Origin of the sequence: Streptomyces sp. NPDC057287, from assembly GCF_042667905.1 — a bacterium.
GTDB lineage: Bacteria > Actinomycetota > Actinomycetes > Streptomycetales > Streptomycetaceae > Streptomyces.
This window is the reverse complement of sequence record NZ_JBHUYV010000016.1, coordinates 128,098-152,933: the sequence shown is the minus strand read 5'-3', so window position 1 is coordinate 152,933 and position 24,836 is coordinate 128,098. Positions and strand designations below refer to the sequence as shown.

The 24,836-nt window shown below is 72.2% G+C and carries 25 protein-coding genes; 11 read left to right on the top strand and 14 right to left on the bottom strand.

Going from position 1 to position 24,836, the window contains the following annotated elements; genetic code table 11:
• Window positions 1–43: 43 nt before the first annotated feature.
• Window positions 44–1,681, bottom strand: a complete 1,638-nt coding sequence (locus tag ACFUNE_RS27990) for an amidohydrolase (RefSeq protein ID WP_383573758.1) — start codon at window positions 1,679–1,681, stop codon at window positions 44–46.
• A gap of 62 nt (window positions 1,682–1,743) precedes the next feature.
• Complete coding sequence (locus ACFUNE_RS27985) at window positions 1,744–3,255, bottom strand: APC family permease (protein ID WP_383573756.1); 1,512 nt, start codon at window positions 3,253–3,255, stop codon at window positions 1,744–1,746.
• Between the two features lie 102 nt (window positions 3,256–3,357).
• Here ACFUNE_RS27985 and ACFUNE_RS27980 point away from each other — a divergent pair, with 102 nt between their 5' ends.
• Entirely contained in the window at window positions 3,358–4,086 is a 729-nt protein-coding gene (locus ACFUNE_RS27980) for a TetR/AcrR family transcriptional regulator (RefSeq protein WP_383573754.1), read from the top strand.
• Window positions 4,087–4,093: 7 nt separating this feature from the next.
• On the opposite strand, the gene ACFUNE_RS27975 is transcribed toward ACFUNE_RS27980, so the two are convergent.
• The gene (locus ACFUNE_RS27975; RefSeq protein ID WP_383573751.1) at window positions 4,094–4,795 is read right to left on the bottom strand and encodes a FadR/GntR family transcriptional regulator; all 702 of its coding nucleotides are present in this window, start codon (window positions 4,793–4,795) and stop codon (window positions 4,094–4,096) included.
• 145 nt (window positions 4,796–4,940) lie between these two features.
• Here ACFUNE_RS27975 and ACFUNE_RS27970 point away from each other — a divergent pair, with 145 nt between their 5' ends.
• Window positions 4,941–5,450: a gluconokinase gene (locus ACFUNE_RS27970; RefSeq protein WP_383573750.1), complete on the top strand. Its 510-nt coding sequence runs from the start codon at window positions 4,941–4,943 to the stop codon at window positions 5,448–5,450.
• Window positions 5,451–5,461: 11 nt separating this feature from the next.
• Entirely contained in the window at window positions 5,462–6,859 is a 1,398-nt protein-coding gene (locus ACFUNE_RS27965; RefSeq protein WP_383573748.1) for a GntP family permease, read from the top strand.
• Between the two features lie 6 nt (window positions 6,860–6,865).
• Here the strand turns inward: ACFUNE_RS27965 and ACFUNE_RS27960 are convergent, their stop codons facing one another.
• The 4 genes from ACFUNE_RS27960 to ACFUNE_RS27945 form a co-directional block, all read right to left on the bottom strand.
• A complete protein-coding gene (locus ACFUNE_RS27960; RefSeq protein ID WP_383573746.1) occupies window positions 6,866–7,459 on the bottom strand; it encodes a cytochrome b/b6 domain-containing protein in 594 nt (197 codons plus the stop codon).
• 13 nt (window positions 7,460–7,472) lie between these two features.
• Entirely contained in the window at window positions 7,473–8,138 is a 666-nt protein-coding gene (locus tag ACFUNE_RS27955; protein WP_383573824.1) for a molybdopterin-dependent oxidoreductase, read from the bottom strand.
• Between the two features lie 146 nt (window positions 8,139–8,284).
• Entirely contained in the window at window positions 8,285–9,847 is a 1,563-nt protein-coding gene (locus tag ACFUNE_RS27950) for an APC family permease (RefSeq protein WP_383573744.1), read from the bottom strand.
• Between the two features lie 33 nt (window positions 9,848–9,880).
• Window positions 9,881–10,843, bottom strand: a complete 963-nt coding sequence (locus ACFUNE_RS27945; RefSeq protein WP_383573742.1) for a hypothetical protein — start codon at window positions 10,841–10,843, stop codon at window positions 9,881–9,883.
• A 242-nt stretch (window positions 10,844–11,085) separates the two neighbouring features.
• On the opposite strand from ACFUNE_RS27945, the gene ACFUNE_RS27940 reads away from it, so the two are divergent.
• Window positions 11,086–11,511 carry an ASCH domain-containing protein gene (locus tag ACFUNE_RS27940; protein ID WP_383573740.1) on the top strand — a complete coding sequence of 142 codons (426 nt, stop codon included), beginning with the start codon at window positions 11,086–11,088 and terminating at the stop codon, window positions 11,509–11,511.
• Window positions 11,512–11,629: 118 nt separating this feature from the next.
• Here the strand turns inward: ACFUNE_RS27940 and ACFUNE_RS27935 are convergent, their stop codons facing one another.
• A complete protein-coding gene (locus tag ACFUNE_RS27935) occupies window positions 11,630–13,285 on the bottom strand; it encodes an FAD-binding dehydrogenase (RefSeq protein WP_383573738.1) in 1,656 nt (551 codons plus the stop codon).
• Between the two features lie 153 nt (window positions 13,286–13,438).
• On the opposite strand from ACFUNE_RS27935, the gene ACFUNE_RS27930 reads away from it, so the two are divergent.
• Genes ACFUNE_RS27930 through ACFUNE_RS27915 form a run of 4 tightly spaced genes read left to right on the top strand, consistent with a single transcriptional unit; the run spans window position 13,439 to window position 15,573 of the window.
• Complete coding sequence (locus tag ACFUNE_RS27930; RefSeq protein WP_383573736.1) at window positions 13,439–14,356, top strand: DMT family transporter; 918 nt, start codon at window positions 13,439–13,441, stop codon at window positions 14,354–14,356.
• Window positions 14,343–14,873: an NUDIX hydrolase gene (locus ACFUNE_RS27925; protein WP_383573734.1), complete on the top strand. Its 531-nt coding sequence runs from the start codon at window positions 14,343–14,345 to the stop codon at window positions 14,871–14,873. Before ACFUNE_RS27930 ends, ACFUNE_RS27925 begins: the two co-directional genes overlap by 14 nt.
• On the top strand, window positions 14,870–15,265 hold the full coding sequence (locus ACFUNE_RS27920; RefSeq protein WP_383573732.1) for a YidH family protein: 396 nt from the start codon (window positions 14,870–14,872) through the stop codon (window positions 15,263–15,265). Before ACFUNE_RS27925 ends, ACFUNE_RS27920 begins: the two co-directional genes overlap by 4 nt.
• Window positions 15,262–15,573, top strand: coding sequence for a DUF202 domain-containing protein (locus ACFUNE_RS27915; protein WP_383573730.1), 312 nt, complete (start codon window positions 15,262–15,264; stop codon window positions 15,571–15,573). Before ACFUNE_RS27920 ends, ACFUNE_RS27915 begins: the two co-directional genes overlap by 4 nt.
• A gap of 29 nt (window positions 15,574–15,602) precedes the next feature.
• On the opposite strand, the gene ACFUNE_RS27910 is transcribed toward ACFUNE_RS27915, so the two are convergent.
• Together ACFUNE_RS27910 and ACFUNE_RS27905 are read right to left on the bottom strand one after the other, a co-directional pair.
• Window positions 15,603–16,538, bottom strand: a complete 936-nt coding sequence (locus ACFUNE_RS27910; protein ID WP_383573728.1) for an NADP-dependent oxidoreductase — start codon at window positions 16,536–16,538, stop codon at window positions 15,603–15,605.
• Window positions 16,539–16,574: 36 nt separating this feature from the next.
• On the bottom strand, window positions 16,575–17,213 hold the full coding sequence (locus ACFUNE_RS27905; protein ID WP_383573726.1) for an NADPH-dependent F420 reductase: 639 nt from the start codon (window positions 17,211–17,213) through the stop codon (window positions 16,575–16,577).
• 104 nt (window positions 17,214–17,317) lie between these two features.
• Here ACFUNE_RS27905 and ACFUNE_RS27900 point away from each other — a divergent pair, with 104 nt between their 5' ends.
• The 3 genes from ACFUNE_RS27900 (at window position 17,318) to ACFUNE_RS27890 (ending at window position 20,020) form a co-directional block, all read left to right on the top strand.
• Window positions 17,318–17,659 carry a winged helix-turn-helix transcriptional regulator gene (locus ACFUNE_RS27900; protein ID WP_383573724.1) on the top strand — a complete coding sequence of 114 codons (342 nt, stop codon included), beginning with the start codon at window positions 17,318–17,320 and terminating at the stop codon, window positions 17,657–17,659.
• 116 nt (window positions 17,660–17,775) lie between these two features.
• A complete protein-coding gene (locus ACFUNE_RS27895; RefSeq protein WP_383573723.1) occupies window positions 17,776–18,798 on the top strand; it encodes a phosphotransferase family protein in 1,023 nt (340 codons plus the stop codon).
• Between the two features lie 7 nt (window positions 18,799–18,805).
• The gene (locus ACFUNE_RS27890) at window positions 18,806–20,020 is read left to right on the top strand and encodes an acyl-CoA dehydrogenase family protein (protein WP_383573721.1); all 1,215 of its coding nucleotides are present in this window, start codon (window positions 18,806–18,808) and stop codon (window positions 20,018–20,020) included.
• A gap of 54 nt (window positions 20,021–20,074) precedes the next feature.
• Here ACFUNE_RS27890 and ACFUNE_RS27885 read toward each other — a convergent pair whose 3' ends face one another.
• The 4 genes from ACFUNE_RS27885 to ACFUNE_RS27870 form a co-directional block, all read right to left on the bottom strand.
• Window positions 20,075–21,385 (bottom strand): M28 family metallopeptidase, encoded by a 1,311-nt coding sequence (locus ACFUNE_RS27885; protein ID WP_383573718.1) that lies wholly within the window; start codon window positions 21,383–21,385, stop codon window positions 20,075–20,077.
• A 298-nt stretch (window positions 21,386–21,683) separates the two neighbouring features.
• Window positions 21,684–22,277, bottom strand: coding sequence for a TetR/AcrR family transcriptional regulator (locus tag ACFUNE_RS27880; RefSeq protein WP_383573716.1), 594 nt, complete (start codon window positions 22,275–22,277; stop codon window positions 21,684–21,686).
• A 38-nt stretch (window positions 22,278–22,315) separates the two neighbouring features.
• On the bottom strand, window positions 22,316–23,983 hold the full coding sequence (locus tag ACFUNE_RS27875) for an AMP-binding protein (RefSeq protein WP_383573714.1): 1,668 nt from the start codon (window positions 23,981–23,983) through the stop codon (window positions 22,316–22,318).
• Window positions 23,980–24,744: an SDR family oxidoreductase gene (locus ACFUNE_RS27870; protein WP_383573712.1), complete on the bottom strand. Its 765-nt coding sequence runs from the start codon at window positions 24,742–24,744 to the stop codon at window positions 23,980–23,982. The genes ACFUNE_RS27875 and ACFUNE_RS27870 overlap by 4 nt, the downstream gene beginning before the upstream one ends.
• Between the last annotated feature and the right edge of the window lie 92 nt (window positions 24,745–24,836).

Genomic DNA, 24,836 nt, shown 5'->3' with positions numbered 1-24,836 from the left:
CCCCCGGCGCGCCGGGCGGGAGGGAGGAGAGGGAGCGCGTACGTCACTCCCCGTGGACGCGCCGGCCGCCCACGTACGTCCCGAGGACCCGTGTGCGGGCGATCTCCTCCGCGGGTGCGGCGTAGGGGTCGCGGTCCAGCACCACCAGGTCGGCCAGGGCGCCGGCGCGGATGCCGCCGGTGTCGTCCAGGTGGTTCACGTACGCCGAGCCGGCCGTGTACGCGGTGAGCGCGTCGGTCAGGGAGATGCGCTGGCCCGGGAGGAAGACGGGCCCGTCGCCGCCGGGCGCGACGCGGTTGACGGCGGTGTGGATGCCGTGCAGCGGATCGGCGCTGCTGACCGGCCAGTCGGAGCCCGCGGCGACGGTGGCCCCGGAGTGCAGCAGCGCGGCGAACGGGTACTGGAGCGCGGCCCGTTCGTCTCCGAGGAAGGGGATGGTCAGTTCGTCCATCTGGGGTTCGTGGGCCGCCCAGAGCGGCTGGATGTTGGCCGTGGCGCCGAGGGCGCGGAAGCGGGGGATGTCGTCGGGGTGCACGATCTGGAGGTGGGCCAGGTGGGGGCGGGTGTCGGTGTTCCCGTTGGCGGCGCGGGCGGCCTCGACGGCGTCCAGGGCCTCGCGCACCGCGCGGTCGCCCAGGGCGTGGAAGTGGGTCTGGAAGCCGAGCGCGTCCAGTTCGGTGACGTAGCGGCACAGTGCGGCGGGGTCGACGAAGCTGGTCCCGCTGTTGGCCGTGGCGCAGCCGCAGGCGTCGAGGTACGGGGCGAGGAGGGCGGCGGTGCCGGTCTCGGCGACCCCGTCCTGCATGATCTTCACCGTCCCGGCCCGGAAGTTGCGGCCGCTCAGCTCGGAGCGCCGGGCGAGGAGTTCGGGGATCTGCTCGCTGCCGCGTTCGCGGTCCCACCAGAGGGCGCCGGTGACGCGGGCGGTGAGCGATCCGTCGCGGTCCGCCGTCAGGTAGGCGTCGGACACGTCGTCCATCGAGCCGTACTCCCCGATGATGGCGTCCTGCCAGGCGGTGATGCCGTGGGCGTGGAGCAGCCGCTGGGCGCGGAGGAGGCCGGCGAGCCGGTCGGCGGGGGTGGAGCGGGGTGTGTGGCGGGCGACGAGGTCCATGGCGCCCTCCTGGAGGAGGCCGGTGGGCTCGCCCCGTTCGTCGCGTTCGATGCGGCCGTCGGCCGGGTCGGGGGTGCGGGCGGTGATTCCGGCGAGGGCGAGGGCCCGGCTGTTGACCCAGGCACCGTGGTGGTCGCGGTTGACCAGGTAGGCGGGGCGGTCCGGGACGACGGTGTCGAGCTGCTGCCGGGTGGGGGCTCCTCGGTCGAAGGCCTCCATGGACCAGCCTCCGCCGGTGATCCACTCCCGGTCCGGGTGCCCGTCGGCGTAGGCCCGTACGGCGGCGACGGTGGCGGCCGCGTCCCCGGCGCCGGTGAGGTCGCACCGGGCGAGTTCCTGGCCGGCGGTGACCGGGTGGACGTGGGCGTCCTGGAAGCCGGGGATCAGGAGGCGTCCGGCGAGGTCGACGACCTCGGTGCGGGGCCCGATGAGCGCGCGTACCTCGTCGTGGCCGACGGCGGTGATCCGCTCGCCCGTGACGGCGACGGTGGTGGCGCGGGTGTGGGCGGCGTCCGCCGTGTGGACGGGGCCGCCGGTGAACACGAGGTCGGCAGGGGCGCGGTGCATGGGGAGGGTTCCGTTTCGTCGGTCTGCCGGACGGCGGGCGGGCCGTGCGGGAAGGGGCGTCGTCAGGCCGGGTCCGGGGCCGGCTCCGGGCCGGGGTCGGGTGCGGCGGAGCGGCCGGTGGCGAAGTACGGGGACTTCCGCACCCACTTGGCCCAGGCGGCGGCGAGGAGTCCGGTCAGCAGCATCAGGGCCGGGCACGTGAGCATGAACCAGCCGTTGTCCGGGCTGACCTCGAAGTGGTCGGCCGAGGTGAGGAAGGTCCAGCAGAGATAGCCGCCGAGGGCGAGCAGGACGAGGGCGCCGGCCACGGGGAGCACCACCGCGCGCAGCGCCTGGCTCCAGCCCTCCCGGACGGTGCCCCGGAAACGTGCCGCGGCGGCCAGCGCGGTGAGGGCGTAGTAGAGCGCGACGACGACCCCGATCGCGTTGACGGAGGCGAGGATCAGGTCGCCGACCTTCGGGATGACGAGGGAGAGGACGGCGATGGCGGCGGCCACGCAGCCGACGGCGACGGTTCCGGCCGCGGGCGTTCCGTACCGGGGGCTGACCCTGGTCCAGAGCGGTCCGAGGGTGCGGTCGCGGCCCATCGCGAACATGCCGCGGACGGTGGGGATCACGCCGGACTGCAGGGACGCCACGGCGGAGAAGGTCAGGGCGATCAGCGGCAGCGCGGCGAGCGGCTGGTCGGCCAGCCGGTCCCCGAAGTAGGTGAGGCCCTGGGCGCCGTGGCCGGTGAGTTCGTCGAGGGACAGGACGCGCTGGAAGGCGAAGGAGCCGAGCAGGAACAGGCCGAGCATGGTGAAGAGCGTGATGATGCCGGCCTTGGAGGCGTCCCTGGGGTCGCGGACCTCCTCGGTGACGCTGAACGAGGCCTCGAAGCCCCAGAAGCAGAAGACGGAGAGCAGGAGCCCCTGGGCGAGCTGTTGCCCGGAGGGGATGGTGAACGGGTTGATCCAGTCGAGGCTGAAGGGGTGCGGGCCGGCGAACAGGCCGTATCCGCAGAAGCCGAGGAGGACCACGTACTCGAACACCAGCAGGTACTTCTGGAGGTTGGCGGCCGACCGGAGGCCGGTGACCGCGGTGAGGGTGACGGCGACCAGGACCACGATGCCGAGCACGGTCGACTGCGCGGTGGAGTCCGGGTCGAGCCGGAGCCCGGCCGCCTCGCGCACTCCGGCCTCGCCGGCGAGCTGGAGCAGGGCGGAGCCGGTGACGGTGGTGGTGTAGGCGAGGAAGACCATGGTGGCGACGATGCCGATCCAGCCGACCAGGAAGCCGAGCCAGGGGCTGAGGGAGCGTCCGACCCAGACGTAGCCGCTGCCCATGTTCGGCTCGACGGCGTTGAGCCGGGAGTACGCGCTCGCGATGCCCAGGACGGGCAGGAAGGCGAGCAGCATGATGATCGGCAGGTGCAGCCCCACGGCGCCCGCGGTGACACCGAGCCCGATCCCGATGCTGGTGGTGGCCGCGGTCGACGAGGCCGCGATGGCGAAGCCGTCGATCACGCCGAGGTTCTTGTTCAGGCCCGCGGACGCCGGTGGTGCGCCGCCGGAGGGTGTACGAGGGGACGTCATGGCCGCTCCTTCGCCGGGGGGGGCGTCTGTCGGCCCCGATGGCGGCACATCGAACTCCCCGGGGGTTCCGCACGTCAACGCTGTTGTCATAAGGTGCCCCGCATGAACGCGAGCGAGCGGGTGGTGGCCGAGGGCGCGCGTCGCCGCAGGCGCCCCACGAAGCAGGGCACGGTGCTGTCGGAGCAGCTGATCGTGGAGACGGCGCTGCGGCTCATCGGTGAGCACGGGGCGGCGGCGCTCACCGTGCGCAGGCTCGGCGCGGCGCTGGGCTGCGATCCGAGCGCGCTCTACCGGTACTTCCGGGACACGGACGAGCTGCTCCTGGCGGTGGCCGACGAGCTGATCGGACGGACTCTGCGCGCCTGGCGGCCGACCGGCGAATGGCGGGCCGATCTGCGCGCCCTGGGGCTGCGGATGCACGCGGACTGCCTGGCGCATCCGCAGGCGGCGATGCTGACCTGTTCGCGGGTGACCGGCCGGACGCACGAGGTCCGGTCGGTGGAGGCGATCCTCGGGGTGCTGCGCGGGGCGGGGTTCCCGGACGCCGAGGCGGTGCGGATCTACCACGTCTTCGTCGACCAGACGCTGTCGTTCGCCGCGCTGGACGCCTCGACCCTGGTGCTCTCGGAGCAGGCCCGCGCCCTGGAGGTCCGGGCCTGGCCGGAGGTCTACGCCCGGCAGTCGGCGCGGACCCACCCCAACATCGCCGCGACCGCTCCGGTGCTCGTCGCGGAGATGGGCCGCAGCGGATATCCGGCGGCGCTGGAGATGGTGCTGGCCGCGGCGTCCGCGCGGCTGGGGCACCTGACCGCCTCCCGGCCCGGCGCCTGAGGGCCCTTCAGGGCGCGAGCACGTCCAGTTCGTGCAGCGCGCCGACGGCGATCTCCTTGGTCAGCCGCTCGGCCCCTTCGGCGTCCCCCTCGCGTACGGCTTCGGCGAGCCGGACGTGGAGCGTGACGGCGGCGGGATCGGGGTCCTCGAACATCACCTGGTGGTGGGTGCGCCCGGCGAGGACCTCGGCGACGACGTCGCCCAGGCGCGCGAACATCTCGTTGCCGGACGCGTTGAGCACGATGCGGTGGAAGGCGATGTCGTGCCGGAGGTAGCCCTCCAGTTGCTGGCCGCGCGAGGTCGCCACCATGCCGAGGGCGCATTCCGTGAGCGCCGCGCACTGTCCGGCCGTGGCGTGCCGGGCGGCGAGGCCCGCGGCGACGGGTTCGACGGCGGACCGCAGCACGGTGAGGGAGCGGAGCTGGCGGGGCCGGTCGGCGCCGGCGAGGCGCCAGCGGATGACCTGGGGGTCGTAGACGTTCCACTCCTCGGTGGGCCGCACGGTCACACCGACCCGGCGCCGGGACTCGACCAGGTGCATGGACTCGAGGACGCGGACCACTTCGCGCACGACGGTGCGTGACACGTCGAAGCGCTGGGCCAGCTCGTCGGTGCGCAGGACCAGGCCGGGCGGGGACTCCCCCGCGGCGATCTCCAGGCCCAGGGTGTCCAGCACATGCGTATGGAGCCCCTGGGCAGGTGTGGTCATGCCCACAAGCCTACGGGGCTGCTCACGGGAAGAATAAGTACGACGTTTATGTCACAGCCTCTTGAATAAGTCGTATGTAATGGGTTTCAGTAGCGCGACGGACCGATGTCGACGGACCGATGTCGATGAAGACAGCGAGGCACCAATGAGCACCCCCCACGTCGTCGTGGTGATGGGCGTAGCAGGGACCGGCAAGACCACGATCGGCCCCCTGCTCGCCGACGCCCTCGGCTTCCCCTACGCCGAGGGCGACGACTTCCACCCGCCGGCCAACATCGCCAAGATGTCCGCCGGCACCCCCCTGGACGACGACGACCGCTGGCCGTGGCTGGACGCGATCGGGCAGTGGGCGCACGGCCGGGCGGGGCTCGGCGGCGTCGTCAGCAGCTCGGCGCTCAAGCGTGTATACCGCGACCGGCTGAGGGCCGAGGCGCCCGGTGCCGTCTTCCTTCATCTGACCGGCGACCGGTCACTCATCGAACGCCGCATGGCGGACCGCAAGGGCCACTTCATGCCGACCGCGCTGCTCGACTCCCAGTTCGCGACCCTGCAGCCGCTGCAGGAGGACGAGGCGGGCGTCTCCGTCGACGTGTCCGGCACCCCCGAGGAAATCACCGAACGGGCCGTCGCCGCGCTGCGCCGGCTCGCGAACTAAGGATCACCACCGTGACCAGTCTCAGCGTCGAGATGCTGGCAGCGGATGCCGTCGAACCCATCACTTCGGCCGGCAACGCGCAGCTGGGCATCGCCGTCCTGGCGGGCATCGCCGTCATCGTCCTGCTCATCACCAAGCTCAAGATGCACGCGTTCCTCGCGTTGACCATCGGCTCGCTCGCACTCGGCTCCTTCGCCGGCGCCAACCCGGCGAAGACGATCACCAGCTTCACCGCGGGCCTCGGCTCGACCGTCGCGGGTGTCGGAGTCCTCATCGCTCTCGGCGCCATCCTGGGCAAGCTGCTCGCCGACTCCGGCGGCGCCGACCAGATCGTCGACACGATCCTCGCCAGGACGAGCGGGCGCGCGATGCCGTGGGCGATGGTCCTGATCGCCTCGATCATCGGGCTTCCGCTGTTCTTCGAGGTCGGAATCGTCCTGATGATTCCGGTGGTGCTGCTGGTCGCCAAGCGCGGCAACTACTCCCTGATGCGGATCGGCATCCCGGCGCTCGCCGGTCTGTCCGTGATGCACGGGCTCATCCCGCCGCACCCCGGCCCGCTGGTGGCCATCGACGCCCTCGGTGCCAACCTGGGCATCACGCTGGCCCTCGGTGTGCTGGTGGCCATCCCCACCGTGATCATCGCGGGCCCGGTCTTCTCCCGCTACGCCGCCCGCTGGGTGGACATCGAGGCGCCGGAGAAGATGATCCCGACGCGCCCGTCGGAGGAGCTGGACCGCCGGCCCAGCTTCGGCGCGACCCTGGCGACGATCCTGCTGCCCGTCGTGCTGATGCTCGTCAAGGCGCTCGTCGACATCGTCGTGGACGACCCGGAGAACCACGTCCAGCGGGTCACCGATGTCATCGGCTCGCCGCTGATCGCCCTGCTCGCAGCCGTGATCGTCGGCATGTTCACCCTGGGCCGGGCTGCCGGATTCACCAGGGCCCGCCTCTCCGGCACCGTCGAGAAGTCGCTCGCCCCGATCGCGGGCATCCTCCTGATCGTGGGTGCCGGCGGCGGGTTCAAGCAGACGCTCATCGATGCCGGTGTGGGTCAGATGATCCTGGAGTTCTCCGAGAACTGGTCGGTCCCCGCCCTGCTGCTGGGCTGGCTCATCGCCGTGGCGATACGGCTGGCGACGGGCTCGGCGACGGTGGCCACCATCTCGGCGGCCGGTCTGGTCGCTCCGCTGGCCGCCGACCTGTCGACGTCGCACGTCGCGCTGCTCGTCCTCGCGGTCGGTGCGGGTTCGCTCTTCTTCAGCCACGTCAACGACGCGGGGTTCTGGCTGGTGAAGGAGTACTTCGGCATGGACGTCCCGCAGACGATCAAGACCTGGTCGGTGATGGAGACGATCATCTCCGTCGTCTCGCTCGGCTTCATCCTGCTGCTGTCTCTGGTGTTGTAGACGGCACTACTCCTCCGGCTCCCGCCACAGCGGGTGCTCGGAACGGGCCCAGGGGCGCTCGACCGATCCGGTGCGCATGCCACGGCGTGCCTCCGGATCGGCGAGCGCCTTCGCCATGTGCCCGGCGAGGACGACGCCGACCGCGAGCGCGAGCCAGTCGTGCACGAAGGTCGCGCCCGTGCGCCACACCAGCGGGGCGAGCCCCGTGAACCACATCAGCAGCCCGGTGCCGGTCATCACGAGCACGGCGCCCGCGATCCACGCGGCGTAGAGCTTCTGGCCCGCGTTGAACTTCCCTGCCGGGCGGGACCCCGGCGTGCGGTCGCGGCGCAGGGCGGCCCGCAGCCACTCACGGTCGTGCGGCCCGAACCGGTTGAGCCGGGAGAGGTCGGCGCGCAGGGCCCTGGAGACCAGCCCCGCCAGGAGCGGTACGGGAATCAGGAGCCCGGACCACTCGTGCACCGTGACGACGAGGTGGCGGCGGCCGACGAGCTCCGCGAGCTGGGGGACGTACAGGCAGGCCGCCGTGGCCACGCAGAGCAGCACCAGCCAGGCCGTGGTGCGGTGCACCCAGCGCTCGGCAGTGGTGAAGCGGCGCATCCTCGGAGCGGATTCAGACGGTGGGGGCGTCGTCGCGGCCGTTGGACCGGCCGACCCAGGCGTCGACGTCATAACCGAGCTCCTCCCAGTAGCCGGGGCGCACGGAGTCGGTGACGGTGATCCCGGAGAGCCATTTTGCGGACTTGTAGAAGTACATGGGGGCGACGTACAGCCGGACCGGGCCGCCGTGCGCGTGGGCCAGCGGCTTGTCCTGCATGCGCAGGGCGACCAGGACGTCCGGGCGCCGGGCCTGTTCCAGGGTGAGGCTCTCACTGTAGGCACCGTCGAAACAGGTGAAGCGGATCGCCTTCGCGCCGGGCCGCACCCCTGCCGCGTCCAGCAGCGCCGAGAGCCTGACCCCTTCGAACGGGGTCTCGGGCACGCGCCAGCCAGTGACGCACTGGACGTCGCGCACCATGCGGGTCTGCGGCAGCGCCTTCAGGGAGTCCAGCGTGTACGTCGCCGGGCGCTCCACGAGGCCGTCGACGGTCAGCCGGTAGTCCGCGGCGCCCTTGTGCGGCACGGAGGAGGTGACCGAGTAGTAGCGGAAGCCGCCGCCGTTGGGCAGCAGGCCGGTCAGCCCGGTCGGGTCCTTGTCGGCGACGGCGCCGAGGCCGCTCTCCAGCGAGCGTTGCAGCACCGGGGCGGCCACCACCCCGGCGGCGCCGAGGCCGAGCATGGTCAGCACCAGACGGCGGCCGACGGGCGCGCCGTCGTCGGGAGAGGGGCCGGGAGGGGGACTGTTCACCCACTCATTCGAACACCCGCGGCCGTCCTTCACCAGGGGCCGCGGGTGCGCGTCATGCTTCGGTAAGAATCGGCGGCTCAGTGCCGCACGGTCGCGCCCTCCGCCGTCTTCTCCAGCTGGAACGCCTCGTTGCCGAGACCGATCCGCGCGTGGACCTCGGGCTTGGTGCGGCGCAGCACCGCCCCGTAGGCCAGCCCTCCCACGAGGGCGAGGACGATGACGCCGGGCAGCAGCCAGTTCAGCGACGAGCCGGGGCCCGAGCCGACCAGGACGTCGAAGTCCCGCACGGTGAGGACGGCGATGGCCAGCAGGGCCAGGCCGGCGAGCCCCGAGGCCACCAGCCTGGGCGCCTGGACCCGGCCGGCGCCGCGCCGCACGAAGAAGGCGATGACGGCGAAGGAGGCGGCGGCCATCAGCACGATGACCCCGAGGGCGCCGACGTTGCCCATCCAGGTGAACAGGTGCAGGACGGGCGCGGTGGGGTCGCCCACGGGGTTGTCGTCGGTGAGCGCGAAGGCGAGCACGATCACGGCGGAGACCGCGGACTGGAGCATGGAGCCGGTGGCGGGGGCCCCGCTCGACCTGTTGGTGCGGCCGAAGGCCGCGGGGAGGAGCCCCTCGCGCCCCATGGCGAACGCGTAGCGGGCGACCACGTTGTGGAAGCTGAGCAGCGCCGCGAACATGCCGGTGACGAAGAGGACGTGCAGGACGTCGGTGAAGGTGGTGCCGAGCCGCTCCTCGGTGAGGCCGAAGAGCATGCCCGGACCCTCCTTGAGCGAGGTGTCCGCGATGGACGAGGGCCCCGCGGCGACCGTCAGGGCCCAGGAGCTGACGGCGAGGAAGAGGGCCGCGTAGCCGACGGCCAGGAACATCACGCGGGACACGACCACCTGCGGGCGGCTGGTCTCCTCGGCGTACACCGGGGCCTGCTCGAAGCCGACGAACGCCGCGATGCAGAAGCAGAGCGCGGTTCCGAGGCCCGCTCCGGTGAGGGTCTCGGGGTTGAACGCGTGGAAGGACAGGCCTTCGGGGCCCGGCTTGCCGACGGCGGCGATGTCGAAGATCACGACGAGCGCGCACTCGACGACGAGCAGCACGCCGAGGACCTTGGCGTTGAGGTCGATCTTCAGCCAGCCCAGCACGCCGACGACGGCCACGGCCAGCAGGGCGGGGATCCACCACCGGAGGTCGATGTCGAGATAGGTGGCGAAGAGGCCGGAGACCTCGAAGCCGAGGATGCCGTAGATGCCGACCTGCATGGCGCTGTAGGCGACGAGGGCGACGAGCGAGGCGCCCGCACCGGCCGTGGCGCCGAGACCGCGGGCGATGTACGCGTAGAAGGCACCGGCGTTGTGGACGTGCCGGCTCATCTCCGCGTAGCCGACGCCGAACAGCATCAGGACGACGCCGAGGATGACGTAGAGAAGAGGCTGCCCGACGATGCCCATCACGCCGAAGACCGTCGGCATCACCCCGGCGACGACCATCAGGGGGGCGCTCGCGGCGAGGACGGAGAGGAGCAGCCCGGGAGTGCCGAGCCGGTCGGCGCGCAGGGCGCGTTCCTCGCCCTTGTAGGTGCTGATCCCGCCGGTGTCGCCTGCTGTTCCGGTCTCGCTCGTATCTGTTCTGCCCGTCGACATGGCGGGGATGGTCCCTTCGTCGAGAAACGTGCGTCAGGGGGCACCGAGCGCGAGGGTGCGCGCGGCGAGGAATTCGGGGTAGGGGTCGCGGCCCGCGTACGACCACGGCGCCTCGGTCGCGTGGGGACCGATGCGGTGGAAGAGTGCGGCGGCCTCGGCGGGGCGGCCCTCGCAGGTCTTGGCGTGGGCGAGGAAGTTGAGGTCGGCGCGGTGGCGGGGGTGGTCCTCGCGTTCCCATTCGAGCCACCAGTCGAAGGCGGCCTTCATCACCTGCCTGGCCCGGCGTCCCGACCAGTGGCCGGAGGCTGCCGGGTCGTCGGACACCGCGCCGGCCGCGACCAGGACGCGGTAGCGCTCCGCGTGGGCGACGACGGGGAGCACGGCGAGCGGCGAGTCCGCGGGGGCCTGTTCGGCGGCCCACGCGGCGAAGTCGTACACCTCGTGGAGCGGGTCGTTCTCGGGGTGCGCCTCGGCGAGCGCGGCCGTCATGAGGTGGTGGGCGTGGTGGTGTTCGGGGTGCCGCGCGCGGATCTCCTCGAAGTGCCTGGCGGTCTCCTCGTGGGTGCCGTGGGTGCGCTCCAGGGTCATCAGCCCGAGCCAGGGGGTGGGGTCGGCGGGGTCGAGCGCGGCGGCGGCCAGGCAGGCCTCGCGGGCCGGGCCGCTCTCGGCGGGCGCGGCCTTGCGGCGCTGGGCCCGGGCGACGGTGGCGCAGGCGAGGAGCGTCGTGGCGTCGGGGCTGCCGGGTTCGGCGAGCAGCCAGTCGCGCGCCCAGCCGGCGGCGGACGGGACGGCGGCGAGGGCGAGGAGCCGATGGCCCCGGAGGTCCCAGTCCGCGCCCGTCGCGACGAGCAGGGCACGGGCCCGGGTCCAGCGCCCCTGCGCGAACTGCTGCCGTACGTCGATGAGTTCGCTGTCGCCGAGGGCCGGGTCGAAGGCGTGGTCCGAGCGTCCGCCCTTGCGGCGGGCACGGCCCAGGGGCGGCGGAGGCGGAGACATCCGCAGGGTTCCTTTTCGACTTCGACATGACGCCGGCACATTTCGATGCCGTGTGCGAGCAAACGATCGCGCACAGCAAAGCGGTAGGCAAGGCTTCTCGTCAAGGGCAGGTCTGCACCAACCAGGTTCACGGTGAAGGTAGTTGACCGCGGAACGGGCCGCCTCGAACCATTCGCGCAGTTCGCGAGCACCCTCACGGGAGTGACGGAGGAGGAGGGCGTGACGCGTGCCACACTGCCGCCATGGAGAACCGTGAACCGCTCAAGCCCCTCCTCCTCGCCTTCCCCGGGGCGCTGCGCGACCAGCTCGTGGCCGCCGTGCTCTCGGGCGAGAAGGTCTCCACGTCCGGGCTGCTCCTGGAGTACGAGATCGAGCGCGAGGAACTCCCGCCGGTGGGCGAGCGGTCGGCGCTCATCGACTCCGACGGGCGGGAGGTGGCCGTGGTCGAGCTCACGGAGGTCCGGGTGCTGCCACTGGGTTCGGTGGATCTGCGGCACGCGCTCGACGAGGGAGAGGGATACGCGTCGGTGGCCGACTGGCGGGCGGGACACGAGGGGTTCTGGCACAGCGAGGAGATGAGGGAGGCGCTCGGGGACCCGCTGTTCACCGTGGACGACTCGACGATGATCGTGGCGGAGCGGTTCCGGGTGGTGGAGCGGCTCGTCTGACGGCGGGCCCGGAGACACGGGACACCTGTGGCCCCGGAACACCTGGGTTCTCCCTGTCCACGCTGCGGCCGGCCTCCGGGCACACCGCCCGGTGTGCCCGGAGGCCGGCCGGGGGCGTTCAGCCGATCGCCTCCGCCGCCGCCCGGCCCGCCGCCCGGCCCGAGAAGATGCAGCCGCCGAGGAAGGTGCCCTCCAGGGAGCGGTAGCCGTGGACCCCGCCGCCGCCGAAGCCCGCCGCCTCCCCCGCCGCGTAGACCCCGGGCAGCGGGGTGCCGTCCTCGGTCAGGACGCGGGAGGACAGGTCCGTCTCCAGCCCGCCGAGGGACTTGCGGGTCAGGATGTTCAGCCGTACGGCGATGAGCGGGCCCGCGGCCGGGTCGAGGATGCGGTGCGGCTTCGCCGTGCGGATCAGCTTGTCGCCGAGGTAGGAGCGGGCCCCGTTGATCGCCGTGATCTGCAGGTCCTTGGTGAAGGGATTGGCGATCTCGCGGTCGCGGGCCGTGATCTCGCGGCGCAGGTCCTCCTCGTCGATGAGCCCTTCGCCGGTGAGCGCGTTCATGCCCCGTACGAGGGCGCCGAGGTCCTTCTCGACGACGAAGTCCACGCCCTTGTCCATGAACGCCCTGACCGGTGCGGGGACGTCGGCGCGCGCCCTGCCGATGACGTCGCGGACCGACTTCCCGGTCAGGTCGGGATTCTGCTCGGAGCCGGAGAGCGCGAACTCCTTGCCGATGATCTTCTGGTCCAGGACGAACCAGGTGTAGCCGTGGCCCGACCTCATGATGTGTTCGAGGGTGCCCAGCGTGTCGAAGCCCGGGAAGAGCGGGACCGGGAGCCGCTTGCCGCGGGCGTCCAGCCAGAGGGAGGACGGGCCGGGCAGGATCCGGATGCCGTGCTTGTCCCAGATCGGGCTCCAGTTCTCGATGCCCTCGGTGTAGTGCCACATCCGGTCGCGGTTGATGTGGTGGGCCCCGGCCTTCTCGGTGATGCCCAGCATGAGCCCGTCGACGTGGGCGGGGACCCCTGAGAGCATCTTCTCGGGCGGGGTGCCCAGCCGCTCGGGCCACTGGGCGCGCACGAGGTCGTGGTTTCCCCCGATGCCCCCGGACGTGACGATCACGGCCTGGGCCCTGAGCTCGAAGGCGCCGGTCACCTCGCGGCTGCTCGCGGTGCCCCGCTCGGCGCCGCTCTCCTCGAGGATCTCGCCGGTGACCGTGTCGACCGCTCCCGCCGAGCGGCCCAGGCCGGTCACCCGGTGCCGGAAGCGCGCCTGGACGAGGCCCTTCGCCATGCCTTCGCGGACCCGCCGCTCGAAGGGGGCGACGACGCCGGGCCCGGTGCCCCAGGTGATGTGGAAGCGGGGGACGGAGTTGCCGTGGCCGTTCGCGTCGTAGCCCCCGCGTTCGGCCCAGCCGACGACGGGGAAGAACCGCAGTCCCTGGGCGTGCAGCCAGGACCGCTTCTCCCCGGCCGCGAAGTCGACGTACGCCTCCGCCCACTTGCGCGGCCAGTGGTCCTCGTCGCGGTCGAAGCCGGCCGTGCCGTACCAGTCCTGGAGGGCCAGGTCGTGGCTGTCCTTGATCCGGAACCGGCGCTGTTCGGGCGAGTCGACGAGGAAGAGCCCGCCGAAGGACCAGTGCGCCTGGCCGCCCAGGGACTGCTCGGGCTCCTGGTCGAGCAGGATCACCGAGCGGCCCGCGTCGACGAGCTCCGCGGTGGCCACCAGCCCCGCGAGCCCTGCCCCGATCACGATCACATCAGCGTCGTACGCCATGGGTTCCATCCTTCGGGGCGGTGCGGGGCAGCGGCGGGCGCGGCAGCCAAGTTACTTGTGGGTCAGATCTTCGGTACGGGCCGCGCCCACGTCAACCGTCCGGTCGATGGCGCCCTCACCGATCCTGTACGTCTGCCGGGCTATCGTCGGACCGTGTCGGTGCTGGTAATCCTGCTGTCCGTGGGCGCCGCCTGCTGCCTGGGCTTCGGCTTCGTGCTCCAGCAGGACGCCGCCCGCCGCGCGCCCCTGAGCGATTTCCTCTCGCCCCGTCTGCTGCTCGACCTGATGCGGGTGCCGAGCTGGCTGGCCGGGCTCGGCCTGATGGTCTGCGGGATGGTCCTCGGGGCCCTTGCCCTCGGCCAGGGCGAGGTGTCCGTCGTGGAACCTCTCCTGGCCACCAATCTCCTCTTCGCGATGGCCCTGTCACGCCACCGCACCGGCCAGTCCCTGGGGCGACAGGGCTGGGGAGGACTCTGTCTGCTGGCGGGCGGCGTCACCGCGTTCCTGCTGGCGGGCGAGCCCCAGGGCGGTGAGGCGGAGACGTCGTCCCTGAGGCAGTGGCTGGTGCTCGGCGTGGGAGCGGGTCTCGCCCTGGTCCTGACCGCATGTGCCCGACACCCCCGGACGCGGGGGACCCCTGTCTTCCTCGGTCTGGCGGCAGGGCTGCTCTACGGCCTGCAGGACGCCCTGACCAGGCTCAGCGGTGAGCGGCTGTCGGACGACGGCTGGGACGCGCTGCTGACGAGCTGGTACCCGTACGCCGTCCTCGTCCTGGGGGTGACCGGGCTGCTCCTGGTCCAGAGCGCGTTCGAGGCGGGGCCGCTGCGGATGTCCCTGCCGGCGCTGACCGCCGCGCAGCCCCTCTCGGGGATCGCCTGTGGGATCGGGTTCCTCGGCGACCAGGTGCGTACCGACACCGGCGCCCTGGCCTGGCAGGCCGCGGGGCTCGCGGCGATCGTGGCCGGGATCGTGCTGCTGGGGCTGCACCCGGCGATGCCGGAGGGGAAGGAGCGACACGGATCCACGGCCGCCGACCGGTTGATGTTGGATGGACCCCATGAATCCGGCTGACGAGATCCTGGACACGGTCGACGAGAACGACGAGGTGGTCGGGCAGATGCCCCGCGGCGAGGCCACCGCGCGCGGCCTGCGCCACCGCTGCGTCTTCATCGAGGCCAGGGACACGGCGGGCCGGCTCTTCGTCCACCGCAGGACGGCCACGAAGCTGGTCTTCCCCTCGCACCACGACATGTTCGTCGGCGGGGTGGTGGGCGCGGGCGAGTCGTACGACGAGGCCGCGCTGCGGGAGGCCGAGGAGGAGCTGGGGGTCTCCGGCCTCCCCCGCCCCACGCCCCTCTTCAAGTTCCTCTACGAGAGCCCGAGGCACACCTGGTGGTCGTACGTGTACGAGGTGCGCTGCCCGGTGCCGGTGGACCCGCAGGCGGAGGAGGTCGCCTGGCACACCTTCCTGACCGACGCCGAGGTGGAGGAACGCCTGGACACGTGGACGTGGGTGCCGGACGGGCTGGAGACCTACCACCGGCTGCGGGCGTTCCGGGCCGCGGGCAGGACGGGGGCCGGCGCGTGAGCGACTTCGTACGGGGTCTGCGTCTGTGGTTCGCGCCGGAGCGGATCCGCGAGGAGGGCGACACCCCCGACTACCGCTTCTCCCTCGCCAACGAGCGCACCTTCCTCGCCTGGATCCGGACGGCCCTCGCACTCATCGGCGGCGGCTTCGCCGTCGACCAGTTCCTGCCGGGCCTGGCCTGGGGCATACGCGCCGGGCTGGCCCTCGGACTGCTGGCGGCCGGGGTGCTCTGCTCCCTGCGCGCCGTCAACCACTGGGTCCGGTGCGAGCGGGCGATGCGGCGCGGCGAGGACCTCCCGGCGTCGCACTTCCCCGCGCTGCTCAGCCTCGTGGTCGCGGTGGTGGCGGTCGCGATGGTGGTGGTGGTCCTGTTCGGCTGGGAGGGCCGGTGACCTCCGCGGAGCGCGATCCCGGCCTCCAGCCGGAGCGGACGCGACTGGCCTGGCGGCGCACCACCCTGTCCTGCACGGTGGTGGCCCTGCTCGCGATGCGGCAGGCGCTGCACGGCGGGGCGACGACGGCGGGGGTGCTCGCGGTGGCCCTGTCCCTGCTGGCCTGGCTGGGTTTCCTCGCGGTGGCGCACCGCAGGGTGACGGGCATGGGGAGCGCGGAGCCCGCCCCGCTGTCGCCCCGCCGCGCGCTGACGGCGGCCGCGTGCACGGTCGCGCTCGCGGTGTTCGCCGCCGCGACGCTGTTCTGACCGGCCGCCCCGCCCGGCGGAGCGGGCCCTCAGTCCTCCCAGTCCACGGAGACGACGATCTTGCCGCGGGTACGGCCCTCCTGGTTCAGCCGGTAGGCGTCGGCGGCCTGCTCCAGAGGGAACACCCGGTCCACGTGGACGGAGACGATGCCCTGCTCGGCCAGTCCCGCGAGGTGGGCGAGGTCCGTGGCGTCGGGCCGTACGAAGGCGTAGCGCCCGCCGTAGGAGAAGACCTCGCCGTCGGCGATGGACGCGAGCCGGCCACCGGGGGCGAGGGTCTCGGCGGAGATCCGGAGCGCCTCCCCGCCGACGGTGTCGAACGCCGCGTCGAAGCCGTCGGGGGCGAGCTCCCGCAGCCGGCCGGCCAGCCCCTCGCCGTACTCCACCGGTTCGCCGCCCAGCCGGCGCACGTAGTCGTGGTTGTGGGGTCCGGCGGTGCCGACGACCCGGCAGCCCGCGTGCCGGGCGAGCTGGACGGCGAGCGACCCGACCCCGCCGGCGGCGGCGTGGACGAGGACGGTCTCGCCCTCCCGGATCTTCAGGCTGTGGTGCAGCACCTGGTAGGCGGTGAGGCCGCACAGCGGGAGGCCCGCGGCTTCCTCGAAGCCGATGCTCAGGGGTTTGCGGGCGAGGGTGCGCACGGGCGCGGCGACGTACTCGGCGAACGTCCCGCGCGAGAGGAAGTCCTCGCGCACGTAGCCGATGACCTCGTCCCCCACCGCGAACTCGTCCACGGCGGCTCCGGGCTGGACCACGACACCGGAGACGTCCCAGCCGGGGATGACGGGGAACACCGCTTCGAGCCCCGCCTGGAGATAGCCCTCGCGGGCCTTCCAGTCGACGGGATTGACGGCGGCGGCCCGCACCTTCACCAGGACCGAGTCGGGGCCGACCTTGGGGTCGGGCCGTTCGCCGTACTCCAGGACGTCGGCCGAGCCGTACCTGCTGTAGCTGATCGCCTTCATCCTCCGACGATCGGCGCGCCCGGGGGTCCCCGCAACTCAGGCCGTGACCACGTCGAAGGGCGGCAGCAGGGTGCGGGGGTCGTGGCCGGAGTGCCAGAGCCCGATGACGAAGGCGGTGGTCGCCTCCAGATACGCGGCCCGGTCGAGCCCGCCCACGGTCAGGGGCAGGCAGCCGAGGTCCCGGACCAGGGTCCCGACCGTCTCCAGGGCCGCCGCGTCGTCGCCGCACAGCGGGACGGTGAGCGGACCGTCGGGGAAGGAGGGCGCGGCGAGCCTCCACACCGAGTCGGGCAGGTGGTTGAAGGCCTTGACGACCCGCGCCCCGGTGGCGTCGGCGATCGCGCGGGCAGCGCCGGGGCCTTTGCCGGTGGTGAGCCGGAAGCCCGCGCCGACGGCGTTGGTGCAGTCGACGAGCAGCCGGCCGCGCAGCGCTCCGTCCGCCGCGCCGAGTGCGGCCAGCACACCCGCCACCGCGTCGTGGGGCAGGGCGAGCAGGGTCGCGTCGCCGTGGGCCGCGGCGTCCGCGAGCGTGCCTGCGCGCTGGCCGGTGCGCTCCGCGAGCGCTCCGGCCCGCTCCGCGGACCTGCCGCCGAAGAGCACCTGATGGCCGGCCGCCGCCCACCGGCCGCCCAGTGCGTCGGCCATGTTGCCGGTCCCGATGATGCCGATGCGCATGTCTCTCCCCTTCGAAGTCCGGTCACGTAGCGTCGTGCCGAAGGGGACGCTAGGGGACCCGTTGCGCACCGTTCGGTGCCCAACGGGCGGGGGAAGGGGAACGCATGGACCGGCTGCTCGCCGACTGCCGGGCGCGGCTCGGCTTCGACCTGCTGGGGAACACCTGGAATCCCGTGGTCCTGTACGCGCTCGCGGCGGGCCCGCGCAGGCCGGGTGAGCTCCGCGCGGAGATCGGCGGCATCAGCGCGAAGGTGCTCACCCAGACGCTGCGCAGGCTGGAGGAGTACGCGCTGGTGGAGCGCCGTGCGTACGCCGAGGCTCCGCCGCGCGTGGAGTACGCGCTGACGGCGCTCGGCCGGACGCTGCTGGAACCGATCGAGGCGCTGGGCCGCTGGTCGGCCGCGCACGGGGACGCGTTCGTGGCGGCGCAGGGCTGGGACGACTGAGCCGGTCCCCGGGAGGAGCCGGAGATCACTTCTCGGATTCCGGGCGGACACTGGACGACATACCGACTGGTCGGCATCATGGTCCCGACCGTTCAACCGTCCCGGAGGTGCGCCCCATGAGCCCAGTCCACCCGCCAGGTCTCGATCTCGACCTGCTGCGCGGCCATCTCGACCGTGAGCGGCCGGGGCTGGTGAACGGACCGCTCGACGCCCGGGTGATCGAGGGCGGCCGCTCGAACCTCACCTACATCGTCACCGACGGGTCCGGACAGTGGGTCGTGCGCAGGCCGCCCCTGGGCCACGTCCTCGCCACCGCGCACGACATGAAGCGCGAGCACCGGGTGATCAGCGCCCTCCACGCGACGGCGGTCCCGGTGCCGGAGACCCTGCTGCTCTGCGAGGACGACGCCGTCATCGGCTCGCCCTTCTACGTCATGGAGTACGTCGGGGGAACCCCGTACCGCACCGCCGAGCAGCTCGCCCCGCTCGGCGCCGAGCGCACCAGGGCCGTCGTGCTGGGGCTCGTCGACACCCTGGTGGACCTGCATGCCGTGGACCCGGAGGCCGTCGGGCTCGGCGACTTCGGGCGTCCAGACGGCTTCCTGGACCGGCAGCTGCGGCGCTGGGGCAAGCAGCTCGACGCCTCCCGCAACCGTGAGCTCGCCGGGATCGACGAGCTGCACGCGGCGCTCGGCAGGGAGCTCCCGGACTCCCCCGCGCCGACCGTCGTCCACGGTGACTACCGCCTGGACAACGTGCTCATCGGCCAGGACGACCGGATCAAGGCGGTGCTGGACTGGGAGATGTCCACGCTCGGCGACCCGTTGACCGACCTCGGCCTGCTGGTGATGTACAGCTCCGACCTCGACCTGCCCGCCTCGCCGGTCTCCACCACGAGCGGCGCGCCCGGCCATCCCAGCCCCGCCGAGCTGATCGAGCGCTACGCGGCCCGCTCCGGCCGCGACACCTCCGCCATCTCCTGGTACACGGCCTTCGCGTGGTTCAAGCTCGCCGTGATCCTCGAGGGCATCCACTACCGCTACACCCTGGGCCAGACCGTCGGAGCCGGCTTCGACCGCATCGGCGACCTCGTCCCCGTCTTCATCGCGCACGGCCTCACCACCCTCCAGGAAGGCTGATCACCCCATGGACTTCGCATTCGACGCCCGCACCGAAGAGCTGCGCACGAAGCTGCTCGCCTTCATGGACGAGCACGTGTACCCGGCCGAGCAGGTCGCCGAGGAGCAGCGCGCGGCTCTCGCGTCGCCGTGGGACACCCCGCGGATCGTGGAGGACCTGAAGGCCGAGGCGCGCAGGCAGGGCCTGTGGAACGTCTTCCTGCCGGACGCGGAGTACGGCGCCGGCCTGACGAACCTCCAGTACGCCCCGCTCGCCGAGATCACCGGCCGCAGCCCGCACCTGGCGCCGACCGCGCTGAACTGCGCGGCCCCGGACACCGGGAACATGGAGGTGCTCTCCCAGTTCGGGTCGGACGAGCAGAAGAAGCAGTGGCTGGAGCCGCTGCTCGCCGGGGAGATCCGCTCGGCGTTCGCGATGACGGAGCCCGAGGTGGCCTCGTCGGACGCGACGAACATCGAGACGCGGATCGTCCGGGACGGTGACGAGTACGTCATCAACGGACGCAAGTGGTACATCTCCGGGGCGATGAACCCGGACTGCGCGGTGTTCATCGTGATGGGCAAGACGGACCCGGACAGCGAGGACATCCGCCGGCAGCAGTCCATGATCCTCGTCCCGCGCGACACCCCCGGACTCGAAGTACGCCGCGCGATGCAGGTCTACGGCTACGAGGACCACTCCCACGGCGGCCACGCCGAGGTGGTCTTCACCGACGTACGCGTGCCCGCCGCGAACCTGGTCGGCGAGGAGGGCGGCGGCTTCGCCATCGCGCAGGCACGGCTGGGTCCGGGCCGCATCCACCACTGCATGCGGCTGATCGGGATGGCCGAGCGCGCGATCGAGCTGATGTGCAGGCGGGCCGTTGCCCGTACGGCCTTCGGCAAGCCGCTCGCCCAGCAGGGCGTCGTGCAGAACTGGATCGCGGACGCCCGGGTGACGGTGGAACAGCTGCGGCTGCTGGTGCTGAAGACCGCCTGGCTGATGGACACGGTGGGCAACCGCGGAGCGCACACCGAGATCCAGTCGATCAAGATCGCGACGCCGCGCGCGGTCTGCGACATCCTCGACCGGGCGGTGCAGCTCTACGGCGCCGGGGGCGTCAGCCAGGACTTCCCGCTCGCCGAACTCTGGGCGTCGGCGCGGACGCTGCGGCTGGCGGACGGACCGGACGAGGTGCACCAGCGGTCGCTGGCGCGGCGCGAGATCAAGAAGTACCTCTGAGCCCTGTGCGGGGAGGCGCCCGGACGGCGCCTCCCCGCGGGTCTCTCCGACGGGTCAGAAGGTGAGCTGCCAGCTGTCGATGTAGCCGGTGTCCTGCGCGGCGACATCCCTGACCTGGAGCTTCCAGGTGCCGTTGGCGGCCTCGGCGGACGCGTTGACCGTGTACGTCGCGATCACGTTGTCCGCGGAGTCACTGCTGCTGGAGTTCTTCAGCCGGTAGGCCGTGCCGTCGGGCGCCAGCAGGTCGACGACGAGGTCGCCGCGGTAGGTGTGCTTGATGTCCACACCCACCTTGAGCGCGGACGGGGCGTTGCCCGTACGCCCGGTCACCGCGACCGACGAGGTCACCGCGGCGCCGTTGTCCGGCACGTTGACGTTGGCGGCGTTGCTGAAGACGGTCCCGGTCGGCGGGGTGACGGTCCCCGCGGACAGGGTCCAGATCGCGTGGGCCACCGCGTCGCTGTTGCGGTCCAGGGCCGTGTCGTTGATGTTCGCCGTCGTGTCGCACGACGAGTGGTAGCAGCGGTCGAAGGCCTGGCCGGCCGTGCCGCCCCACTTCTGGGCCTGGGCGCTCGTCTTGGTGTAGTCGGCACCGGAGAAGAGCCCGCCCACGGGGACGCCCACGTTCTTGAACGGGGCGTGGTCGGAGCGGCCGTCGCCCTCGGTCTCTATCTCGGTGGGTATCGACAGACCGGCGTAGTAGTCCTTGAAGGTCTGCTCGATGACCGGGTCGTCGTCGTAGACGAAGTAGCCGGGGTTGGGCGAGGCGATCATGTCGAAGTTCAGATAGCCGGCGAGCTTGGAACGCTCCGTGGACGCCAGGTTGTTCACGTAGTACTTCGAGCCCACGAGGCCCAGCTCCTCGGCTCCCCACCAGGCGAAGCGCAGGTGCTTGTCGGGAGCGAGCTGCGCCCGGGAGACCGCGAGGGCCGTCTCCAGGACGGCGGCCGATCCGGAGCCGTTGTCGTTGATCCCGGCGCCAGAGGTCACCGAGTCCAGGTGTGAGCCGGCCATGAGGACCTGGTTCGGGTCGCCCCCGGGCCAGTCGGCGATCAGGTTGTACCCGGTGGCACCGCCGGAGGTGAACTGCTGGAGCGCGGTGGTGTAACCGGCGGCGTCCAGCTTGGCCTTCACGTAGTCGACGGACGCCTTGTAACCGGCCCTCCCATGGGCCCGGTTGCCGCTGTTGGCGGTGGCGATCGACTGGAGCTGGGTGAGGTGCGCCTTGACGTTGGCGAGCGGGATGTCGGGGGCGGCCGCGACCCTGGTGGGCGCGGCCTGGACGGCCGGTGCCGCGGAAGCCAGCAGGGCGGTGGCTGCGAGGGCGACGGCGAGCAGAGGTCTGTGACGACGGGCAGGGCTCATCGGAGGCTCCGGATTCCGTTCGGGGACTGACGGAACGTGCGGGGGTCCCCGGGCGTGCACGACCGGGGCCTGGAGCTGGCGGTGCGCAGTGCGCCCCCGATGCTCAATCACTGACCGTGCACCGTCAAGGGCGGGATTCGGACAGCCCCGTCCGCATATCGGACCGACCTGGTGGGCCTGATGAACGGCCGGCGCCCCGAAGGGCTCGCGAGGAACTCGCCTCGCCGCTGCTCGCCGCTCCGGGGCATACCGGATCCGGGCCGACCGCACCCGGCGGGCCGGGCCTCGGGGAGCCGTGTCAGGGGCGCAGGGCCCTCAACAGCAGGTCGGCCAGGTGGTCCGCGACCTCCTGCTGGGTGAGCGGGCCGTCCGGGCGGTACCAGGTGGACAGGTGGTGGACCGAGCCGAAGTGGTAGTCGACGACGAGGTCGGCCGGGGTCGCGGAGGAGAACACCCCGGCCCGCTGGCCCTCCTCGATCAGGGCCCGGAAACGCTCGTGGTAGTGGCGTCTCTCCACCCTGACCTGCTTGTTCTTCTCCGGGCTCAGGTGGTGCATCGAGCGGAAGAAGATCGAGGCGTCGTCGAGGTTGTCGATGGTCGTGACGACCACGTCCGCCGCCGCGTCACGCAGCCGCTGCTCGATCGGCGCCTCGGCGTTCGCATAGGCGTCGAGCCGCTCCTGCTGGAGCCGCAGCACCCGGGCGTAGACCTCCTGGAGGAGGTCCTCCTTGGAGCCGAAGTAGTGGTAGAGCGCCCCCTTGGTGACGCCCGCCGCCTCGACGATCTCCTGGACGGAGGTGCGGTCGTAGCCGCGCTCCGCGAAGAGCCGGGTGGCGGCGGCCAGCAGCCTCTGGGGGACGGGGGTACCGTTCCCGTCCGTCGCCTTGGCCATTGCCGCCACCTGCCCTCTCGTACCGTGCGTGAACTGTTCTAACGGGGGGAACGCAGTTCCCGCCTGAGGATCTTCCCACTCGCCGTCTTCGGGAGTTCCGCCAGGATCTCCACTTCGCGCGGGTACTTGTACGCGGCCAGCCGCTCCTTGCAGTACGCGCCGAGCTCACCGGTGGCGACCTCGGCCCCCGGGCGCAGGCTGACGTAGGCCCGGACGGTCTCGCCGCGGTAGGCGTCGGGAACGCCCACGACGGCCGCCTCGCGGACGGCCGGGTGGGTGTAGAGGACGTCCTCGACCTCCCGCGGCCAGACCTTGAAGCCGGAGGCGTTGATCATGTCCTTCTTGCGGTCCACGACGTAGAGCCAGCCCGCCGTGTCCATGAAGCCGATGTCGCCGGTGCGCAGCTCGCCGTCCGGGAAGCCGGCGGCGGTGGCCTCCGGCAGGTTCCAGTAGCCGGAGACGACCTGCGGTCCTCGCACGGCGATCTCGCCCAGCTCGCCGAAGGCGACGTCGTCGCCCTTCTCGTCGATGATCCTGACCACGGTGTCGGGCCCGGGGACGCCGACGGAGAGGGTTCCCGAGACGGGGTCGACCGGCGCCTCGTGCTGCGGCGGCACGGAGGCGCAGGGCGCGGTGCACTCGGTGAGGCCGTAGCCGTTGCGGATGTAGGGGCCGAAGCCCTCGCGGAACTTCTCGACCAGCGCGGGCGGCAGCGGTGCGCCGCCGGAGGAGATCACCTCGAAGGAGGCGAAGTGCTCCCGGGTGGCTCCGGGGTGCGCGGCGAGCGCCATGAAGGCGGTCGAGGGGCCGACGGTGTAGGCGGGGCGGTGCTCGGCGAAGGCCTCCAGGACGACGCTCGCCTCGAAGCGGTAGGCGAGGACCAGGGTGCCCGCGTTGGCGACGCACGCGGCGAGCTGGCAGACCATGCCGGTGATGTGGAAGAGCGGGGCGAGCGCGAAGTAGGCGGAACCCTCGGCGATGGGGTGGCCGGCCCGCTGCCGCTCGGCGTTGACCATGATGTTGCCCTGGGAGTTCATGGCCCCCTTGGGGGTGCCGCTCGTTCCCGAGGTGTAGCTGATCAGGGCGGTGTCCGAGGCGGTGAGCTCGCGGCCCCCGGGGGCCGGGAGGCCCTGGCGGGCGACGGCCACGAGGTCGGAGGCCAGGTCGTCGGCGCCGGGCGCGGGGAGCCGCTCGAAGCCGAGCACGCGCGGGTCGTCGGCCGACTGGAGGTCGAGTTCACAGGCCGTGAGGGCGATCCGCACGCTCGGGGCGGCCTCGGCGGTGACCCGCAGATAGGACTTCCAGGCGCGGTCCGAGCAGATCAGCGCGGACACCTCCGCGTCCTTCAGCACGTGCCCGACCTCGCCCGACTTGTACATCGGGTTGAGCGGGACGACGGTCGCCCCGGCCTTCCAGGCGCCGAGGAGGGCGAGCACGAAGTGCGGTGTGTTCTGGAGCATGATCGCGACGCGGTCGCCGCGCCCGAGGCCCTCGGCCGCGAGGTGTCCCGCCACGGAATCGGACAGCTCGTCGGTCTCGCGGTAGCTGAGGCGTCCGTCGAAGTAGGCGAGCGCGGTGTGGTCCGGGGCCCGTCGGGCGGCGGCGCGGAAGGCGTGCACCACGGTCTCGGCGGGGTGCACGGGGGCGAGCTGGGCCTCGGTGAGCAGGGCGGTCCAGGGCTTCGCCGCGTAGATCGACTGGGTCATGCGCCGGCCGCCTCCCACTTCTGCTGCAGGTGGTTCATGTTGCCGATCCAGTGGTCGGGGTCCTTGGCGCGGGCGCGGTAGTAGCCGGCCACCTCGGGGTGCGGCAGGACCAGGAAGCGGTCCTCGTCCATGGCGTCGAAGAGGGCGTCGGCGACGGCCTCCGGCTCGATCGCGGTGGGTGCGAGCACCAGGTCGCCCGCGGAGCCGGCCGCCGTGAGCATGTCCGTGCGCACGCCCTGGGGGCAGATGGTGTGGACCTTGACGCCCCGGTGCCGGTAGGTCAGCGAGAGCCACTCGGCGAAGGCGACGGCACCGTGCTTGGTCACGCTGTACGGAGCGGCGCCGATCATCGTCAGCAGACCGGCCGCCGACGCGGTGGACACGAAACGGCCGCTGCCGCGCTCCAGCCAGTCCGGCAGCAGCGCCTTGGCCGCGCGGACGTGCGCCATCACGTTGACGTCCCAGGCCCTGGCCCAGACGTCCTCCTCCGCGAAGGCGTCCCCGCCCGACGCGAGGCCCGCGTTGGCGCAGTAGACGTCGATCGTGCCGTCGAGGGCGTCGCGTGCGGCGTCCACGACGGTGGAGGCGTCGCCCGCCACGACCGTGCCGCCGATCTCGTCCGCCAGGGCCTCGACCCGGGCGGCGTCGAGGTCGTTGACGACGACCCGTGCGCCCTCCGCGGCGAATCTGCGGGCCAGGGCGGCTCCGATGCCGCCTCCGGCTCCGGTCACCACTACGCCAGCGCCCTGCACCGTACTCATCGGTCCCGCCCTTCTCAGCAGTCGTCCCCGGCAGACTAACCAGTCGGTATGTGATCGGGGAAGGGGTTCGGGGCAGGACTGGGAATCTGCCC

Excerpts from the sequence above, each read along its gene's own strand:
- ACFUNE_RS27975 (WP_383573751.1), bottom strand. The coding sequence starts at position 4,795 with ATGACCACACCTGCCCAGGGGCTCCATACGCATGTGCTGGACACCCTG.
- ACFUNE_RS27970 (WP_383573750.1), top strand. The coding sequence starts at position 4,941 with ATGAGCACCCCCCACGTCGTCGTGGTGATGGGCGTAGCAGGGACCGGC.
- ACFUNE_RS27905 (WP_383573726.1), bottom strand. The coding sequence starts at position 17,213 with ATGCGCATCGGCATCATCGGGACCGGCAACATGGCCGACGCACTGGGC.
- ACFUNE_RS27875 (WP_383573714.1), bottom strand. The coding sequence starts at position 23,983 with ATGACCCAGTCGATCTACGCGGCGAAGCCCTGGACCGCCCTGCTCACC.
- ACFUNE_RS27910 (WP_383573728.1), bottom strand. The coding sequence starts at position 16,538 with ATGAAGGCGATCAGCTACAGCAGGTACGGCTCGGCCGACGTCCTGGAG.
- ACFUNE_RS27980 (WP_383573754.1), top strand. The coding sequence starts at position 3,358 with ATGAACGCGAGCGAGCGGGTGGTGGCCGAGGGCGCGCGTCGCCGCAGG.
- ACFUNE_RS27940 (WP_383573740.1), top strand. The coding sequence starts at position 11,086 with ATGGAGAACCGTGAACCGCTCAAGCCCCTCCTCCTCGCCTTCCCCGGG.
- ACFUNE_RS27890 (WP_383573721.1), top strand. The coding sequence starts at position 18,806 with ATGGACTTCGCATTCGACGCCCGCACCGAAGAGCTGCGCACGAAGCTG.
- ACFUNE_RS27985 (WP_383573756.1), bottom strand. The coding sequence starts at position 3,255 with ATGACGTCCCCTCGTACACCCTCCGGCGGCGCACCACCGGCGTCCGCG.
- ACFUNE_RS27955 (WP_383573824.1), bottom strand. The coding sequence starts at position 8,138 with ATGCTCGGCCTCGGCGCCGCCGGGGTGGTGGCCGCCCCGGTGCTGCAA.
- ACFUNE_RS27990 (WP_383573758.1), bottom strand. The coding sequence starts at position 1,681 with ATGCACCGCGCCCCTGCCGACCTCGTGTTCACCGGCGGCCCCGTCCAC.
- ACFUNE_RS27880 (WP_383573716.1), bottom strand. The coding sequence starts at position 22,277 with ATGGCCAAGGCGACGGACGGGAACGGTACCCCCGTCCCCCAGAGGCTG.
- ACFUNE_RS27945 (WP_383573742.1), bottom strand. The coding sequence starts at position 10,843 with ATGTCTCCGCCTCCGCCGCCCCTGGGCCGTGCCCGCCGCAAGGGCGGA.
- ACFUNE_RS27900 (WP_383573724.1), top strand. The coding sequence starts at position 17,318 with ATGGACCGGCTGCTCGCCGACTGCCGGGCGCGGCTCGGCTTCGACCTG.
- ACFUNE_RS27935 (WP_383573738.1), bottom strand. The coding sequence starts at position 13,285 with ATGGCGTACGACGCTGATGTGATCGTGATCGGGGCAGGGCTCGCGGGG.
- ACFUNE_RS27895 (WP_383573723.1), top strand. The coding sequence starts at position 17,776 with ATGAGCCCAGTCCACCCGCCAGGTCTCGATCTCGACCTGCTGCGCGGC.
- ACFUNE_RS27870 (WP_383573712.1), bottom strand. The coding sequence starts at position 24,744 with ATGAGTACGGTGCAGGGCGCTGGCGTAGTGGTGACCGGAGCCGGAGGC.
- ACFUNE_RS27925 (WP_383573734.1), top strand. The coding sequence starts at position 14,343 with ATGAATCCGGCTGACGAGATCCTGGACACGGTCGACGAGAACGACGAG.
- ACFUNE_RS27950 (WP_383573744.1), bottom strand. The coding sequence starts at position 9,847 with ATGTCGACGGGCAGAACAGATACGAGCGAGACCGGAACAGCAGGCGAC.
- ACFUNE_RS27885 (WP_383573718.1), bottom strand. The coding sequence starts at position 21,385 with ATGAGCCCTGCCCGTCGTCACAGACCTCTGCTCGCCGTCGCCCTCGCA.
- ACFUNE_RS27960 (WP_383573746.1), bottom strand. The coding sequence starts at position 7,459 with ATGCGCCGCTTCACCACTGCCGAGCGCTGGGTGCACCGCACCACGGCC.